The 16,123-nt window shown below is 68.0% G+C and carries 9 protein-coding genes; 4 read left to right on the top strand and 5 right to left on the bottom strand.

Going from position 1 to position 16,123, the window contains the following annotated elements; genetic code table 11:
- Positions 1-74 precede the first annotated feature (74 nt).
- A complete protein-coding gene (locus ACFFDA_RS04515; protein WP_404476417.1) occupies positions 75-1,517 on the top strand; it encodes an efflux transporter outer membrane subunit in 1,443 nt (480 codons plus the stop codon).
- Positions 1,518-1,520: 3 nt separating this feature from the next.
- Here ACFFDA_RS04515 and ACFFDA_RS04510 read toward each other — a convergent pair whose 3' ends face one another.
- Together ACFFDA_RS04510 and ACFFDA_RS04505 are read right to left on the bottom strand one after the other, a co-directional pair.
- Positions 1,521-2,540 carry a LacI family DNA-binding transcriptional regulator gene (locus ACFFDA_RS04510; RefSeq protein ID WP_404476415.1) on the bottom strand — a complete coding sequence of 340 codons (1,020 nt, stop codon included), beginning with the start codon at positions 2,538-2,540 and terminating at the stop codon, positions 1,521-1,523.
- Positions 2,537-3,793, bottom strand: coding sequence for an MFS transporter (locus ACFFDA_RS04505; RefSeq protein WP_404476414.1), 1,257 nt, complete (start codon positions 3,791-3,793; stop codon positions 2,537-2,539). The genes ACFFDA_RS04510 and ACFFDA_RS04505 overlap by 4 nt, the downstream gene beginning before the upstream one ends.
- Before the next feature lie 150 nt (positions 3,794-3,943).
- Between ACFFDA_RS04505 and ACFFDA_RS04500 the strand changes: the two genes are divergently transcribed.
- The 3 genes from ACFFDA_RS04500 to ACFFDA_RS04490 all read left to right on the top strand — a co-directional run bounded on the left by ACFFDA_RS04500 (position 3,944) and on the right by ACFFDA_RS04490 (position 11,398).
- Positions 3,944-6,409, top strand: coding sequence for a TonB-dependent receptor (locus tag ACFFDA_RS04500; RefSeq protein WP_404478298.1), 2,466 nt, complete (start codon positions 3,944-3,946; stop codon positions 6,407-6,409).
- Between the two features lie 237 nt (positions 6,410-6,646).
- Positions 6,647-8,923, top strand: a complete 2,277-nt coding sequence (locus tag ACFFDA_RS04495; protein WP_404476412.1) for a glycoside hydrolase family 3 C-terminal domain-containing protein — start codon at positions 6,647-6,649, stop codon at positions 8,921-8,923.
- 12 nt (positions 8,924-8,935) lie between these two features.
- Positions 8,936-11,398: a glycoside hydrolase family 3 N-terminal domain-containing protein gene (locus ACFFDA_RS04490; RefSeq protein ID WP_404476410.1), complete on the top strand. Its 2,463-nt coding sequence runs from the start codon at positions 8,936-8,938 to the stop codon at positions 11,396-11,398.
- A 14-nt stretch (positions 11,399-11,412) separates the two neighbouring features.
- Here ACFFDA_RS04490 and ACFFDA_RS04485 read toward each other — a convergent pair whose 3' ends face one another.
- The 3 genes from ACFFDA_RS04485 to ACFFDA_RS04475 all read right to left on the bottom strand — a co-directional run bounded on the left by ACFFDA_RS04485 (position 11,413) and on the right by ACFFDA_RS04475 (position 16,074).
- Positions 11,413-12,762 (bottom strand): glycoside hydrolase family 27 protein, encoded by a 1,350-nt coding sequence (locus ACFFDA_RS04485; RefSeq protein ID WP_404476408.1) that lies wholly within the window; start codon positions 12,760-12,762, stop codon positions 11,413-11,415.
- A gap of 66 nt (positions 12,763-12,828) precedes the next feature.
- Positions 12,829-15,024, bottom strand: a complete 2,196-nt coding sequence (locus ACFFDA_RS04480) for an alpha-galactosidase (protein WP_404476407.1) — start codon at positions 15,022-15,024, stop codon at positions 12,829-12,831.
- Positions 15,025-15,186: 162 nt separating this feature from the next.
- Positions 15,187-16,074, bottom strand: a complete 888-nt coding sequence (locus ACFFDA_RS04475; protein WP_404476405.1) for an exonuclease domain-containing protein — start codon at positions 16,072-16,074, stop codon at positions 15,187-15,189.
- Positions 16,075-16,123 lie beyond the last annotated feature (49 nt).

Below are 16,123 nucleotides of genomic sequence, written 5' to 3'. Positions count from 1 at the left end.
TTGCCAAGTTGACAACGAGTGACCGATATGATTATTCGTCACTGAAGTTCAAATGCCAATTGCGGACCCCTGCCATGCGCTTTCGCCCCCTCGCCCTCGCCTGCGCACCGCTTGCCCTCGCCGCCTGCGCGGTCGGCCCCGACTATCAACGGCCGCAAGTGACGACACCTGCCTCTTTCATGGGCGCCCCCCCGAACCAGGGGACCCGGCAGGTCGACCTCGCGCGTTGGTGGGATGCGTTCGGCGATCCGCAAATGTCGTCGCTGATCGACAGGGCGCTGGCCCAGAACCTCGACCTCGCCCAGGCAACGGCCCGCGCGCAACAGTCTCGCGCGCAATTGGGCAGCGCCACGGCGGCGCTGCTTCCCTCCGGCCAGATCAGCGGACAGGCAGGCGTAGGCCACCAGTCCAACGAAACGCCGATCGGCCGGATCGCCAGCGCCCAGCCGGGCTACGACCGCGACGGCGAGCAATACGAGGCGAACCTGGGCGCGAGCTGGGAGGTCGACCTGTTCGGCAGCCTGCGCCGGCAGCGCGAAGCGGCGCTCGCCGACTACCAGGGTGCCCTCGCCGCTACTTATGCGGCCCGCCTGATCGTCGCGGCCGACACCGCCGACACCTACGTCCTGATCCGTGGCCTGCAGGCGCGGCTGGCGGTGGCGCGGGGCCAGGTCGATACGCAACAGCGCCTGCTCGACACCATCCGCCTGCAATACGCCAAGGGCGTCGCCGCCGAATTGCAGGTGCGGCAGGCGGAAGGCGCGCTGTCGCAGGTCGCGGCGACGGTGCCCGATCTCCAGAACGCACTGGACCAGGCCACCAACGGACTGGATGTCCTGCTCGGCACCATGCCGGGAACCTGTCGCGCGGAAATGGCGATGCTCAAGCCGGTCCCAGCCGGACCCGGCCTGGGCGGCGACATCGCCCCGGCCGACCTGCTGCGCCGACGGCCCGACGTGATCGTCGCCGAACGGCGGCTGGCCGCCAGCAACGCGCGCATCGGCGCCGCTCTGGCCGAATATTATCCCAAGCTGTCGCTCTCCGGCCTGCTGGGCACGGCGACGATGGGAACCGCAGGCCTGTTCACCGGCAACGCCCTCCAGGCGCAGGGCGCCGCAGGCCTGCGCTGGCGGCTTTTCGACTTCGGCCGGATCGACGCCGAGGTCGCCGCGGCGAAAGGCGGCAATGCGGAGGCCCTCGCCGCCTACCGCCTGTCGATCCTGCGCGCCACGCAGGACGTGGAAGACGCGTTTTCGGCGCTCGCCAACCGCGGTCGGCAGGAAGGCATCCTGGCCAACGGCGAAACCTCGCTGGCCAGGGCGCGGGCGGCCTCGTTCGCGGCGTACAGGGGCGGCGTCGTCAGCCTGATCGAGGTACTCGATTCCGACAGCCGCCTCCTCGCCACCCGTGACGCCCGCATCCGGGCTCAGGTAGCTGCGACCCAAGCCGCCATCGCCTCGTTCCGGGCGCTCGGCGGCGGATGGGAGCCTGCCGACTTCCCGCCGACCAAGAGCTGATCCTCAGGCGGCCGGGCCGGTACTGCCTCTCACGACCAGTTCGTGCGGCAGCATCAGGCGGACGGCAGGGCCGGCAGCCTGCCTGCGAAACGCCGGGTCCGTCAGTATATCCACCGCCGCTCCGGCCATTTCCGCCTTGGGCTGGCGGATGGTGGTGATCTGCGGCCACGCCGCACGCGATGACGCGACATCGTCGAAGCCGCAGATCGAAAGCTGGTCCGGGACGACGATCCCCCGCTTCATCGCCGTAATCAGCACGCCGAGCGCCATGTCGTCGTTGCACGCGAAGATCGCGCCAGGCGGCACCGGCGCGCTCAGCAGCGCCTCGCCCAGTTCCAGCCCGGAGCGGAAACTGAAATCGCCGCGCAGCACTGCGCATTCGTCCACTGCGACGCCCGCGTCGCCAAGGGCAGCGCGAAAGCCTTCTTCCCGGCGCAACGAGGCGCTGTGGCTGAGCGGTCCCTGGATGAAGCCGATGTGCCGATGGCCAAGGTCCAGCAGGTACTGCGTCATCTCGCGCGCCGCGCAGCGATCGTCCATCCACACCGCGCCCGAGCTTTCGGGCTCGCTAGAAGGAGCGATGAGCACGTGTGGCAGGCCGACTTCGGCGAAGATCGCCAGCAGTTCGCCATCGTCGCAGACGGGGGGCGCGATGATCGCCCCGTCGAGCCTGAGGCTGGAGATGCTGTCGCGGACCTGGTCCTGCCACCCGGCCCCCTGCAGGTCGACGGGCTCCACGACGAGGTGATAGCTGCGCTCGCGACAGCGCAGTAGCGCGCCGTGCTGGACTTCGGCGGCATAACCCGAAACCGGATCGTCGATGAACAGCCCGAGCAGGTAGGAACGCGAACTCGACAGGCTGCGGGCAAAGGCGTTCGGGCGGTAGTTCAGTTCGGCGACGACGCGCTGCACGGTCTCGCGGATCTCGGAGCGGACGTGGTCCTCGCCATTGATGACCCGCGACACCGTCTTGGGCGAGACACCCGCGCGGGCGGCGACGTCCTTGATCGTGACCATCTTCATGAACGGCGCTCCGGCTGCCGTGCGCACAGCGATGCGAAGCAGGCAATGATGAGGTAGCAGGCCGCGGGCACGGCCAGCGACGGCAGCAACGTGGCCCTGTCCGCCACGGCGCCGGTCAGCAGCGGTACGAGCGCGCCGCCGACGACCGCCATGCACAGCCACATCGAAGCCACGGGCGCCTGGCGCTCGTCCTCGGGGAAGGCCAGCGCGTAGATGGTGGGATACATGATGGCGTTGCACAGGCCGACCGCGATGAGCACGGTGGCACCCGGAACGCCCGGCAGCACGATCGCCGCCAGCGTCAGCGCGACCGCGCCGAAGGCAACGGCGGCAAGCAACCTGGCCTCGTCCACCCGCGTCATCACCCAGGCACCCACGAAGCGCCCCAGCATCGCTCCTCCCCAATAGAGGCTGACGAGCTGGCCGGCAGCGACAGGGCTGGCCGCCAGCCGGTCGGGCCGCATCAGCACGCTGGGCAGCAGGGCACCGATGGTGACTTCCGCTCCGACATAGACGAAGATCGCCAGCGTTCCCCAGCGCAGGCGACGGACTTGCCCGAAGATGCGAAACATCTGCCGCGTCGATACGAACCGCTGCGCTTCGTTCTGCCGCGAAAGCAGCCCGCGGTGCCGGAAATAGGCGAAGGCCAGCAGCGTCGTCACCGCTGCCGTTCCCGCGAAAGGCAGCGTGGTCGCAAAAGCGCCTGCCGGCGCCGCACCCCGGTCCGCCAGCAGCAGCGGGGCGCTGACCATCGGTCCCGCCACCGTGCCCAGCGAATTGAAACCCTGGAGCAGCGTCAAACGCCGCGCCGCACCGCGCGAGGGCCCGATCACCGTCACTACCGTGTTCGACGCCATCTGCAGGAACGTCTGCCCGGCCGAGAGCAGCAGCAGCGCCCCCAGCACCAGGGCAAAGGACAGCGCGTTCTGCGCGATCGCCAGCGACAGGCACCCGGCCGCCATGACCGCCAGCCCCGTCGTGATGGCCCGCATGTAGCCGACGGCGACGATGAACGCCGTGATCGGCAGGGCGAAAAGCAGGTAGCTGGCATGGAAGGCCAACTGCACCAGCAGCGCCTCGGCATAGTCGAGCGCCAGGATCAGCTTGAGCTGCGGGACCAGCAGGCTCACCGACGAAGTCAGGAAGCCACCGATGAAGAACACGCCGATCGACAGCCGAAAAAGGCGGTTCGCGACGCTTTCGGGATTCGCTTCCAGGCAGGGATTCTCGGCGTCGGCCATCAGGACAGTCATGTGTTGCGGCATCCTATCGCGCATTGCCATGGCGGGAAAGCGCCCGCTTGTCTTCTTTGACATCGATGTCAGAAACTGGATTGACATCGATGTCAAGCTCTGGTGTATGGCGCCCACGAAAGCAGTTTCCATGCTTCAGGGAGAGAGATGATGACGAGGTACGCGCTCGTCGCGGGCACTGCGCTCGCGACTGCAATTTGTGCGATGACCCCGGCGCTGGCGCAGGACGCCTCCGCCCCCAGACCTGCCGCAGCTGCCCCGCAGGCCTCCGACGGTGACATCATCGTCACTGCGACGCGCCGTGAAACCACCTTGCAGTCCACGCCGATCGCGGTGTCGGCCTTCGGCCAGGCGCAGCTCGACCGGCAGCAGGTCAAGGACGTCACCGACCTCGCCAAGTTCGTCCCCTCGCTCCAGTTCAACCAGCAGGGCGACCAGTCTGCGGTCCTGCTGACCCTGCGCGGTATCGGCAACGACAGCGCCTATACCGAAGTCGCCGACCCCGAAGTCGCGATCTACGTCGACGGCATCTATTCGCCGCGCTCGCAGGGCGCCTCCGTGCTGATGTACGACATGGAGCGGGTCGAGGTGCTGCGCGGACCTCAGGGCACGCTGTTCGGCCGCAACGCCACCGTCGGCGCGCTCAGCCTGATCTCCGCCAAGCCCAAGCTCGGCGAGTTCTCGGGCAACGTCGAGGTCACCGGCGGCAACTACGACCGCCTCGGCATTCGCGGCGCCATCAACATTCCGATCACCGAGACCCTGGCCGCGCGCGTCGCCTTCGTCACCGACCGGCACGACGGATACGCCGACTTCCAGCCCGCGCCCGACCTTGCCGGGATCAACAAGTCGGCCTTCGTAACCAGCGGCAAGAAGTACTATGCCGCCGACCAGAAGTCGGTCCGTGGCTCGCTGCTGTGGCAGCCCGGCGACAAGTTCAGCTGGAACCTCTCGGCCGAGGCGTTCTGGGACACCGGCGCCCCGGTGATCGGCCTGCTACAGACCCCACGCCCCGGGACCAAGCGCTGGTCCACCCTGTCCGACACCGCGCCCGATACCGACCGCTACTCGGTCGCGGTGCGCTCCTCGATGAACTACGACCTGACCGACGGCATCCAGTTGGGCTACATCGCCGGCTGGTCGCGCATCGGCGGCTCGACGCAGACCGACGCCGACGCGGGCGCTCTGCCGCCCACCGGCACCGTCGACGCGGCGGGCAACGACCTGCCGCTCGGCGCCTTCGGCGAGAACCGCACGCTGTCCTCGCGCTATGATTTCCAGAGCCACGAACTCCAGCTCAAGTCCTCGGGCGAGCAGGCGATCGACTGGATCCTGGGCGCCTACTACAGCCACGAGAAGAACCGCATCCGGTTCGACATCGACCAGCGCAACGGCTATCGCGACGGCACCTTCAGCTGGGCCGGCAGCTTCATCCAGGCCAACCGCCAGATCGACAGCCGCGCGGTGTTCGGCCAGGCGGTGTGGCACGTCACCGACGCCCTGCGCGTCACTGGCGGACTGCGCTACACCTCCGACAAGAAGGAGGACATCGGCGGCCGCAACGTGACCTATTCGGGCGAAGGCTGCACCCCGGCCGACCTCGCTCCCGGTGGCGCCTGCCAGCGCGGCATCTTCGGTGCCTATCCCGGTGCCACCGCGCAGGAACTGGTCGCCCTGCTGCCCGGCTTCTCGATCGCCAGCAACGACGTGAAGGGCAAGTGGGACAAGCTCACCTACCTCGCCCGCGTCGACGCGGACCTTGCCGAGGATACGCTGGGCTATGCCAGCATCAGCACCGGCTTCAAGTCAGGCAACATCCAGGACAATGCCGGACTGACCGACCCGGAAACGCTGACGAACTACGAAGTCGGCCTCAAGACACGCCTGTTCGACCGCCGCCTGACGCTGAACCTCGCCGCCTACTACAGCGACTTCAAGGGCTACCAGGTCAACCAGGCCGTCACCTTCCGCGACGATGCCGGCAACGTCATCCGCAGCCAGATCGTCACCCAGAACGCCAAGGGCGCCACCGCCTACGGGCTAGAGGCCGAACTGACCGCGAACCTCACCGACAACGACCGCCTGCAGTTCTCCGGCACCCTCCAGAAGACCAAGCTGGACGACCTCGAAAGCGTCGACGGCCGCCTCTACGATGGTGGCAAGGCCTCCTCGATCGTCCAGCTCAAGGGCAACGAGCTGGCCCACGCCCCGCGCTTCTCGGCGACGGCGAGCTACGAGCACGACTTCGTGCTGGCGAGCGGCGCGACGATCACCCCGCGCATCTCCACCCACTACGAGACGCGCAGCTGGCTGAGCTACTTCAACGGCGACGCCAACCCCTTCGTCAACGTCAACGATCCCGCCGACAACATGCCCGATCGCGGCACCAACGGCACCGACTGGGATCGCCAGAAGGCCTACTTCCGCTCCGACGCCTCGCTGCGCTACCAGTCGGCCGACCGCAACTACTCGGTCGAGGCGTTCGTCCAGAACATCGAGAACGGCAGGATCCGCACCGGCGCCGGCGCCTTCGGCACCCCGCGCTACGACCCGGTATTCCTCTCCAACCTGCAACCGCCCCGTACCTGGGGCATACGTGCCAAGGCCAACTTCTGAAGCGCGATCGCGGACCGCGCGGGAACGACGAGAAAGGGGTGGAGCAAAGCCGTCCACCTCGCCAATCCCCCCGGCGCCCCGGCCTCTTCTCCTCCTGAGGCCCGGGCGCCATCCCCGGGCGGCGGCTTGACCGCCGCCGCCCAAAAATCGGACCATAGAGGTTCGCCCGTCGACGCCAGCGCGATTGTGCTCCATCCGCGACGCTCGCCCCGAAGTCCGTTCTTTCAAAGGCATCCGATGACCTGCAAAGCCCTGGCTCCCCTTCTCCTCGTCAGTAGCGCCCTTGCCGCTCCCGTCGCCTCGCAATCGACGCTTCCACTGCCCGCCACCGCCGCCGGCAGCGACCGCGCTCTTTCCGCCGAGACGCGAAGCCGGGCGCTGGTCGCGGCGATGACGACCGAAGAGAAGCTGGCGATCGTCCACGGCTACTTCCCACCGCTGGCCAAGCCCGCGCAGCCGATCGCGATGGTCTCGTCCGCCGGCCACGTCCCGGGCGTGCCGCGCCTGGGCATCCCGATCCTGCGCGAAAGCGACGCGAGCCTTGGCGTCGCCAACCAGATCGAGCAGCGCAAGGGCGATACCGCCACCGCGCTTCCCGCCAGCATCGCCACCGCCGCCACTTTCAACCCCGCGCTCGCCTATGCCGGCGGCGCGATGATCGGCGCCGAGGCGCGTGCCAAGACCTTCAACGTCCTGCTGGCCGGCGGCGTCAACCTGACGCGCGACCCGTGGAACGGGCGCAACTTCGAATACCTGGGCGAAGACCCGCTGCTGTCGGGCGTGATGGCGGGCGAGCACATCCGCGGCGTCCAGAGCAACCACATCGTCTCAACCATCAAGCACTTCGCGCTCAATGCGCAGGAGACCGGCCGCACCGTGCTCGACGCACGGATCGACAAGGCGGCCTTGCGCGAAAGCGACCTGCTCGCCTTCGAGATCGCCAACGAGATCGGCCAGCCCGGCTCGGTCATGTGCGCCTACAACAAGGTCAACGGCGACTACGCCTGCGAGAACGACTGGTTGCTGAACACCGTCCTCAAGCAGGACTGGGGCTACAAGGGCTGGGTCATGTCCGACTGGGGCGCGGTCCATTCGACGGACAAGGCCGCGCTCGGCGGGCTCGACCAGGAATCGGGCCAGGAGCTGGACGACGCGATCCACTTCGGCAAGCCGTTCGAGGAGGCGGTGAAGGCGGGGCGCATCCCGATGGCGCGGCTCGACGACATGGTAGAGCGCATCCTTTACGGCATGATCGCCACGGGCCTGATGGACGATCCGGTGCCTGCAACCGCGCGCCAGATCGACTATGCCGCCAGCGCCGAGGTCGCCCAGCGCGCCGCCGAGGAGGGCATCGTCCTGCTCAAGAACGAAGGCGACTTGTTGCCGCTGGCCAAGACCGCGCGGCGCATCGTCCTGATCGGCGGCCATGCCGACGTCGGCGTGCTGTCGGGCGGCGGCTCGTCGCAGGTCCGCTCCGTCGGCGGCGTGCCGGTGGAGATCGCGCTGACCAAGGGCGCCGCCGCCTCCTTCGCGCGGATGACCTGGCACGCCTCCTCGCCGCTCAAGGCGATCCAGGCGCTCGTGCCCCAAGCCGAAGTCACCTACGTCGACGGCAGCGATGCCAGGGCGGCGGCGCAGGCGGCGAAGAGCGCCGACCTCGCGATCGTGTTCGGCTGGCAGTGGCAGACGGAGGCGCAGGACCCAGAGACGATGCGCCTGCCCGGCAACCAGGACGCGGTGATCGATGCGGTGGCCTCGGCCAACCGCAAGACCATCGTGGTGCTCGAAACCGGCGGTCCGGTCGAGATGCCGTGGCTCGCCAAGGTGCCGACGCTGCTCGAAGCGTGGTATCCCGGCCAGCGCGGCGGCGAGGCGATCGCGAACGTGTTGTTCGGCGACGTCGCGCCTTCGGGCCGCCTGCCGATCACTTTCCCCGCCAGCGCCGCGCAGGCCCCGCGTGCCCAGCCGGCGGGCCTTGCCGAACTCCACGCTGCCGATGCCCGGCGCGAAGCGGGCGATACCAGCAATTACGGGATGACCGGCGGCGTCGCGCCCTTCGCGGTCGACTACCCCGAGGGCGCCGAGGTCGGCTATCGCTGGTACGCGAAGACCGGCCGCAAGCCGCTGTTCCCGTTCGGCCATGGCCTGACCTACACTCGCTTCGTCTATGCCAACCTCAACGTACAGGACGGCGCCGCGCTGACCGTCAGCTTCGACGTGACGAACACCGGCGCGCGGGTCGGCGCGGCGGTTCCGCAGCTTTACGTCGAGGCCAAGGGCAGTGCCGGCATCGCCGCCTGGCGCCTCGCCGGGTTTGACAAGCTCTCGCTTTCGCCGGGCGAAACCCGCCGCGTCTCGATGACCGTCGACCCACGCGTGATCGCACGCTTCGACGAGGCGCGCCGCAAGTGGCAGCTCGACGGCGGCGCCTACGCGCTGGCGGTGGGCCGGTTCGCGGGAGACGCCGCGCTGCGCGGCTCGGCGATGCTCCGGCCGCAGACGATCAAGCCCTGAAGGAGTGACCCGATGAACGCGCTGCCCCGTATCTCGCTTTACGCCCTTAGCCTCGGCCTGCTGACAGGCCCGGTAGCAGCGCAGGCTCCCGCTGCTTCCTCTACCGCCCACCCCGAGATCTGGCCCAGGGTCGAGGCGATGCCCCGGCGCGACGCCAAAGTCGAAAAACGCATCGACGCGCTACTTGCGGCCATGTCGGTGGAGGACAAGGTCGGCCAGCTCATCCAGGTCGACATCGGCTCGATCACGCCGGCGGACGTGCGCGCGAGGCGGATCGGATCGGTGCTCAACGGCGGCAATTCGGGCCCTTATGGCGACGAATACGCCTCGCCCGCCAAGTGGCTGCAACTGGCGGACGAATACTACGACGCCTCGATGGCGGGCACGGGTCCGAAGATCCCGATCATCTGGGGCACCGATTCGGTCCACGGCAACAACAACATCGTCGGCGCCACCCTCTTCCCGCACAACATTGGGCTGGGCGCCGCGCGCGATCCGGCGCTGATCCGCGAGATCGGCCGGGTGACCGCGCTGGAAACGGCGGCGGCCGGGCTCGACTGGACTTTCGCGCCGACCCTCGCGGTGGTGCAGGACGATCGCTGGGGCCGCACCTACGAAAGCTATTCGGAAGAACCGCGGATCGCGGCCGACTATGCCGGCGCGATGATCCAGGGCGTGCAGGGCAAGGTCGGGACGAATAACTTTCTCGCCCCCGACCACCTGATCGCCACCACCAAGCATTTCCTCGGCGACGGCGGCACCGGCGGGCGCGACCAAGGCGACACCCGTGTGTCCGAAGAAGTGCTGCGCGACGTACACCTTGGCGGCTATCCGGCCGCGATCGAGGCGGGCACCCAGTCGGTGATGGCCAGCTTCTCGAGCTGGAACGGCGAGAAGATGAGCGGCAACCAATCGCTGCTCACCGGGGTGCTCAAGCAGCGCATGGGCTTCGACGGCTTCGTGGTGGGCGACTGGAACAGCCACGGCCAGGTCAGGGGCTGCACTAACGAGGATTGCCCGCAGGCGATCAACGCCGGGCTCGACATGTTCATGTATTCCGGCCCCGACTGGAAGCTGCTCTATACCAACACCTTGCGCGAGGCGAAGGACGGCACGATCCCCGCCGCGCGCCTCGACGACGCTGTGCGCCGCATCCTGCGCGTCAAGCTGCGCGCCGGGACGTTCGATCGCGGCCGCCCCTCCTCGCGCGCCTTCGCAGGCAAGTTCGAGGTGTTCGGCTCGGCCGGGCACAAGGCGATCGCCCGGCGCGCGGTGCGTGAATCGCTGGTGCTGCTCAAGAACGAAGGCGTGCTGCCCCTCAAGCCCGCCGCCGACATCCTCGTCGCGGGCGAGGCGGCCGACAGCATCAGCCAGCAGGCCGGCGGCTGGTCGATCACCTGGCAGGGCATCGACGTGCCCAACTCCGCCTTCCCCAATGCCCAGTCCATCTGGAAGGGCATCGAGGAGACGGTCAAGGCCGGCGGCGGCACGGCCACTTACGCTCCCGACGGCACGTTCACCAGGAAGCCCGACGCCGCGATCGTCGTTTTCGGCGAGAAACCCTATGCCGAATTCAAGGGCGACGTGGCCAATCTCGAATACAGCCCCGGCGACAAGCACGACCTGGAGATGCTCAAGCGGTTCCAGGCGGCGGGCGTGCCAGTGGTGGCGGTGTTCCTTTCGGGCCGCCCGCTCTGGGTCAATGCCGCGATCAACGCGTCCGACGCCTTCGTCGCCGCGTTCCTGCCCGGCAGCGAGGGCGGCGGCGTCGCCGACGTGCTGTTCGCACGGCCCGATGGCAAGCCGGCCCACGACTTCACCGGCAAGCTCAGCTTCTCGTGGCCCAAACGGCCCGACCAGTACGTGCTCAACCGGCGCGATCCGGGCTACGACCCGCTGTTCCCTTTCGGCTACGGCCTGACCTACGCCAAGCCCGGCAAGGTCCCCCGCCTCGACGAGACGCGCCCCGCCGGCATGGCCGAGGCCAATCCCAGCGTCTTCTACGGTCGCGGCCAGACGCCGCCGGGTTGGTCGATCGAGGCTCAAGGGGTGCGCCAGGCCGGCACCGACCGCCGCGCGCAGGAGGACGCCAAACGCCTCACCTGGCCCGGGCCCGGCAATCTCGCCTTCACCGCCCCGCGCCCCTTCGACCTCTCGCGCGAGAGCAACGGCGAGATCAGCCTGGTAATCGAATACCGCTTGGAGGCGAAGCCTGCCGGGGCCATCACGGCCGGACTCCAGAGCGGCGACAAACTGGCGCAAGTGCCGATCTCACGAACGCTGTCGTCGGTCCAGCCCGGCACCTGGGCCCGCCTTGCCATTCCCCTGCAGTGCTTCACCGCCCGCGGCGCGACCATTCAGGCCGTCACCGCGCCGCTGGTCCTGCAATCGACCGGCCCCGCGGACATCAGCATTTCGGACGTGAAGCTGGACTATGTCTCCATGCCGATGGACAAGTGCGGGGACGAGGGGTGATCGACGCGCCGCGCCTATCCCAACCGGAACAGCGCGCTGGCGTGAGGCGCCAGATGCGCCGACAGGCGCCCCTGCACCGGCCTCAGGTCTTCCCGCAGCCATAAGTCGCGCACCGCCACGGCGGAGCCGATCCCCAGAGTGGCGAGCGGGAACGAGACTTCGCGCGGCTGTTCGGTGAGGTTGAACAAGGCAAGGTACCGATGGCGTCCGTCCTCGCTAGAGGCCGTCCACGCCCTTTCGCCGTCGACGAAGTAATGCGGCATGTTGTCCCGGCTCGCCTGGTTGACGGCCAGTACGTCCGGATTGGTCAGGAGCGCCAGCGTCGCGGCATCCAGGTGGCGCAGGTCCCCACCCATGACCAGCGGCGAGCGCGCAATCGACCAGAGCGTCATCAGCGTGCGCTGCTCGTCCACGGTGAAGCGCGTATCGCGCGCGCCGAGCGCGAGGCGGCCGAGCGGCAGCATGTCCGCATCGGGCCAGGCTCCCGGCCGCCGGTGTGGCGCCCAGTTCTCCAGCCGCGTGAACTGGGCCGCCAGTTGCGCCCATTCGTCCCAGAAATCATCCGAGATCCGCCACATCTGCGCATGACGGCGGACGTGATCGGCGTGGACGATCGGCGTCTCGCCAGGCGACAGGCTCAGCACCATCGGGCGCCCGCAGCGGGCGATGGCCAGGGCGGCGGCCTCGATCTCGGGGGCATGGGCGTCATAGGGGCGGCTCATGTCGTCCATCTTGACGAAGTCCACGCCCCACGAAGCATAGAGGCGGAACAGTCCGTCGTAATAGTCCTGCGCACCCGGCTTGGCCATGTCCACGCCGTACATGTCGGGGTTCCACGAACAGGTGCTGGAGGTATCGGCGATGTCGCGCGCGCGATGGGAAGTACCCAGGATCGGCAAGTTCCGCTCCACGGCATGCCGGGCGATGCCGCGCATGACGTGGATGCCGAACTTCAGACCCATCGCATGGACTTTGGCCGCCAGTGGTGCGAATCCCTTGCCGCCCGCCGCGGACGGAAAGCGGTTGGGAGCCGGCACCAGCCGTCCGTTCGCATCGAGCGCGGGGACGGGGTTCGCGTTGTAGGTGTAACTGCGGGCCTCCGGTTCGTACCACTGGATATCGACCGTGAAGGTATCGTATCCGGCGGGCAGCAGCTTCTCGCGCATGATCGCGGCGATCTCCAGCGACTGTGCCTCGGTGATCGTGCCGGCAAAGCTGTTCCAGCTATTCCAACCCATCGGCGGCCGGGGCGCGAGCGCGGCCCTCGCAGGCGCTGCGGCGCTGGCGGCGGCCTGCTTTCCGGCAAGACCGGCAAGCGGCGCGACGGCGGCAGCGATCATCGCTGCGCGGCGAGAGATATCCATGATGCGTCCTCGATCCCGTTCCGATGGAATATTTTGTCGGAGTATTATTTGGAATGCAAGCGGCCGTCATTGCCTGCTCAACACCACCGCGACGCCGGCATACTGGCCTTTGAGCGGAACGACGCCGCCGCGAGACATCCACCAGGCGCCCGACGCTTTTGCGGGGATGCCTTCCGGCAAGGCGCCTCCGTCGATCATGGCCGCGGCATAGACGCCATCTGCGTCCAGCCCGCGCAGGAGGACCGGCCCGACATTGTCCCGCACGGCGACCGAATGCCCCATGTGGAACCATACCGCCTGAGCCCGGTCCGCCGCGACATAGAGCGTATCGCTGTAGGGCGTGGTCCCGTCCGGCGGGGCGAGGCGATAGAGTTCGCCGTGCTGGACGGTCGCTCGAACGCGCTTGTACGCCGCCACCATCGCCTTCGCCGTGCGGAAGTCCTGCGGGGTCCAGGCATTGAGGTCGTTGCCGATGCCCAGCCCGCCCTGCATGGCGGACAGGAAGCGATATTCCAAGCTTGCGCCGGGATCGCCCCACTCGGTGGTCCAGGCCATCATGACCGACGCCGGATAGGCGCTGGTGAAGTTCCCCTGCATCGCCAGCCGCTCGAAGGGGTCGGTGTTGTCCGAGGTCCAGACCTGGTCCGAATAGCGCAGGATGCCAAGGTCCACGCGCCCGCCCCCGCTGGAACACGCCTCGAACTCGACGCCGGGATGGCGTCGCCGCAACTCTGCCAGGATGAAATAAAGGTTGCGGACGTAGTCCACGTAGATCCGCTGCTGGTCGCCTGCCGCCCGCTCGGGCCAGCCCGGTTCCGACCAGGTCCGGTTGTAGTCCCACTTGATGAAGCGGATGTTGTTTTCGCTCAGCAATCGGTCGAGCGCGGCGAGGACATGGTCCCGCACATCGGTGCGTGCCAGGTTGAGGACGAGCTGGTTGCGCGCCTCGGTCCTCGGCCGGCCGGGGAAGTTCATCACCCAGTCGGGGTGCGCGCGGTACAGCGCGCTGTCCGCGTTGACCATCTCGGGCTCGACCCAGAGGCCGAACTCCATGCCGAGGCGAGCTACTTTGTCGATGAGAGGTTTGAGGCCGTTGGGAAACTTGGTCCTGCTGGGCGACCAGTCCCCCAGCCCCGCCCGATCGCTGTCGCGCGCGCCGAACCAGCCGTCGTCCATCACAAAACGCTCGACGCCAATGCTTGCGGCCTTTTCGGCAAGCGCCATCTGACCCGCTTCGGTCACGTCGAACCCGGTTGCTTCCCAGCTGTTGTAGAGGACCTTGCGCGGGCGGGTGCGGCTTCCCTCCGGAAGGATCGAGCCGTTCACGAAACGGTGCATGAGCCGCGCCGCGCCGCCGCGGCCATGGTCGCTGTAGCCGACATGGAACACCGGGCTTTCCAGCGTCTCGCCCGGCTTCAGGGTCCAGGCGAAGTCATAGGGGTTGAAGCCACCGGCCATCCTGACCCGGCCGAACAGGTCGCGCCCGACGCCGATGCGCCATGACCCGGACCAGCCGAGCGCACCAAACCAGACAGGGCCACTCTCTTCCGTGGTCAGCCCTTCCCGATCCAGCGAGAACCATGGGTTCGCGTGGTAGCTGGTGGAGCCCCGCCGGCTTTCCATGACGGTCGCCGCGCCGGTCACGGGCGTGCGGTTCATCGTCCACTCGCTGGCGTGGCGGCCGGTCATGTAGGACAGGCGATAGTCCGGCTGGTACGGCAGCGTGAAGGTGGCTGACAGGAACTGGTCGAGGCGAACCGACGCCTTACCGCCATTGCGCACCACGGCCGAGCGCGAGACGACGCCGGTGGCCGGATCGACATCGTAGCGCAGCGTCACCAGGAGCGGGCGCGCGATGTCTCTGAGTTCTAGGAACAGCGTGTTCCCGGCGATCCGGTGGCCGGCGTAGCGCAGGACGAGGTCGCGGTTGCCATCGGAAAAGGCTACCTTGATGCCTGGCTCCGGAACGAAGCCTTCGCCTTGCCCGGCAAATTCCTGCGGCAGGTTCTGATGCGGCGCGTCGGGACCCGCGGCCCCCGCACCCGGGCCTGCGGCCAAGGGTGCGGGGGCCCCCAAGGCCGCGCCCCAGTGTAGCGACTGGACATAGCCTTCCGGATCGATGCCAAGATCATATTCCGTCTCGCCGCCGACCAGCCGGAATACGCGCGTGGCGGGATCGTAAATGACCTCGGCCCGCGCCCCGGTCGCGCCGAGGACCGAAGCGACAAGGCACAGCGCGCCGAAATTGATGCCCCGTCGCATGATTCCCCCCGGTCCGAGCACCATGCCCGCATTCATTTGTCAGACTTATAATAGGATTTCGGTGCTTGCCTAGAGCTTGGCAACATTACACCGGCGTGTGTTTCGCCCCCAGCGAAGGCGCGGTCGCGATGGCGATCCCATGCAAACGATCTTGCGGCGGTGTTACACCATCGCCCCAAGCCGGTCGCGGAGCGCTTGCTCGGTCAGAATCGCGATTGGCCGGCCGGCATCGCGCAATGCCTCCGCCTTGCGATGCAGGGCATCGGCGGTCACCCAGCGACCGAAGGGCTGCTTCGCGCTGATGACCAGCATGGTCGTCCTGGGGCCGACCGTGGTGGCGATCCGTCCGCCGGCCTGGGCGATGAACTGCGCCAGCACGCCGTCGCGCGCCTCGCCCAGGATCGCGATGCGCTCCCCTTTGAGTGGGCCCTGGGCAGCGGGCTTGGGTGCCGAGACCTGGAACTTTGCCGGCTTTGCCAGCCACCCCTGCAAGTCGATACCGGTATGTTCGATCGCCTTCACGATCACCATGCCGGCCGCCCGCGCATCGCTCAGGGCGTCGTGGTGGCGGTGTTCGATCCCGAGAAAGCGCGACAGCACGTTCAGGCGATGGCTCGAAAGCTCGGGCCAGGCTCGCTTGGCTACCCGCACACTGTCCAGCCACGTCGTCTCGATCATGGCGAGGTCGCCGATCCGGCATGCCGCCGCGAGCGCCCCTTTGTCGAAACCGGAATGGGCGACGGTCAGCCGCCCCGTGATGTGGCCGGCGACGGTCGCATGGATGTCGCTGAACGTGGGACCGCCCTCGACATGCCCGGCCGTGATGCCGTGGATACCCACGTTGAACGGTGAAAATTCGTCGCGCGGATCGACCAGCGTCTCATAGGCTAGGATCTCGCGCCCGTCCCGGAAGCCGACGATACCGATCTGGCAGATGCTGCTGACGCGGGCGCAGGCGGTCTCGACGTCCACGACGACGAAATCGGGTTGTTCCTCAGCAGGCGGCGTCCTTGCGGCGACGCCGCTCTCGATCTGGTCGAAAAAGCTCATGGCCCATCGTAGCGAGAGTGGTGCGGCGACGCGAGGGCATGATCTCGCC

Origin of the sequence: Novosphingobium sp. BL-52-GroH (genome assembly GCF_044813085.1) — a bacterium.
GTDB lineage: Bacteria > Pseudomonadota > Alphaproteobacteria > Sphingomonadales > Sphingomonadaceae > Novosphingobium.
This window is presented reverse-complemented; position numbering and strand designations above follow the sequence as displayed.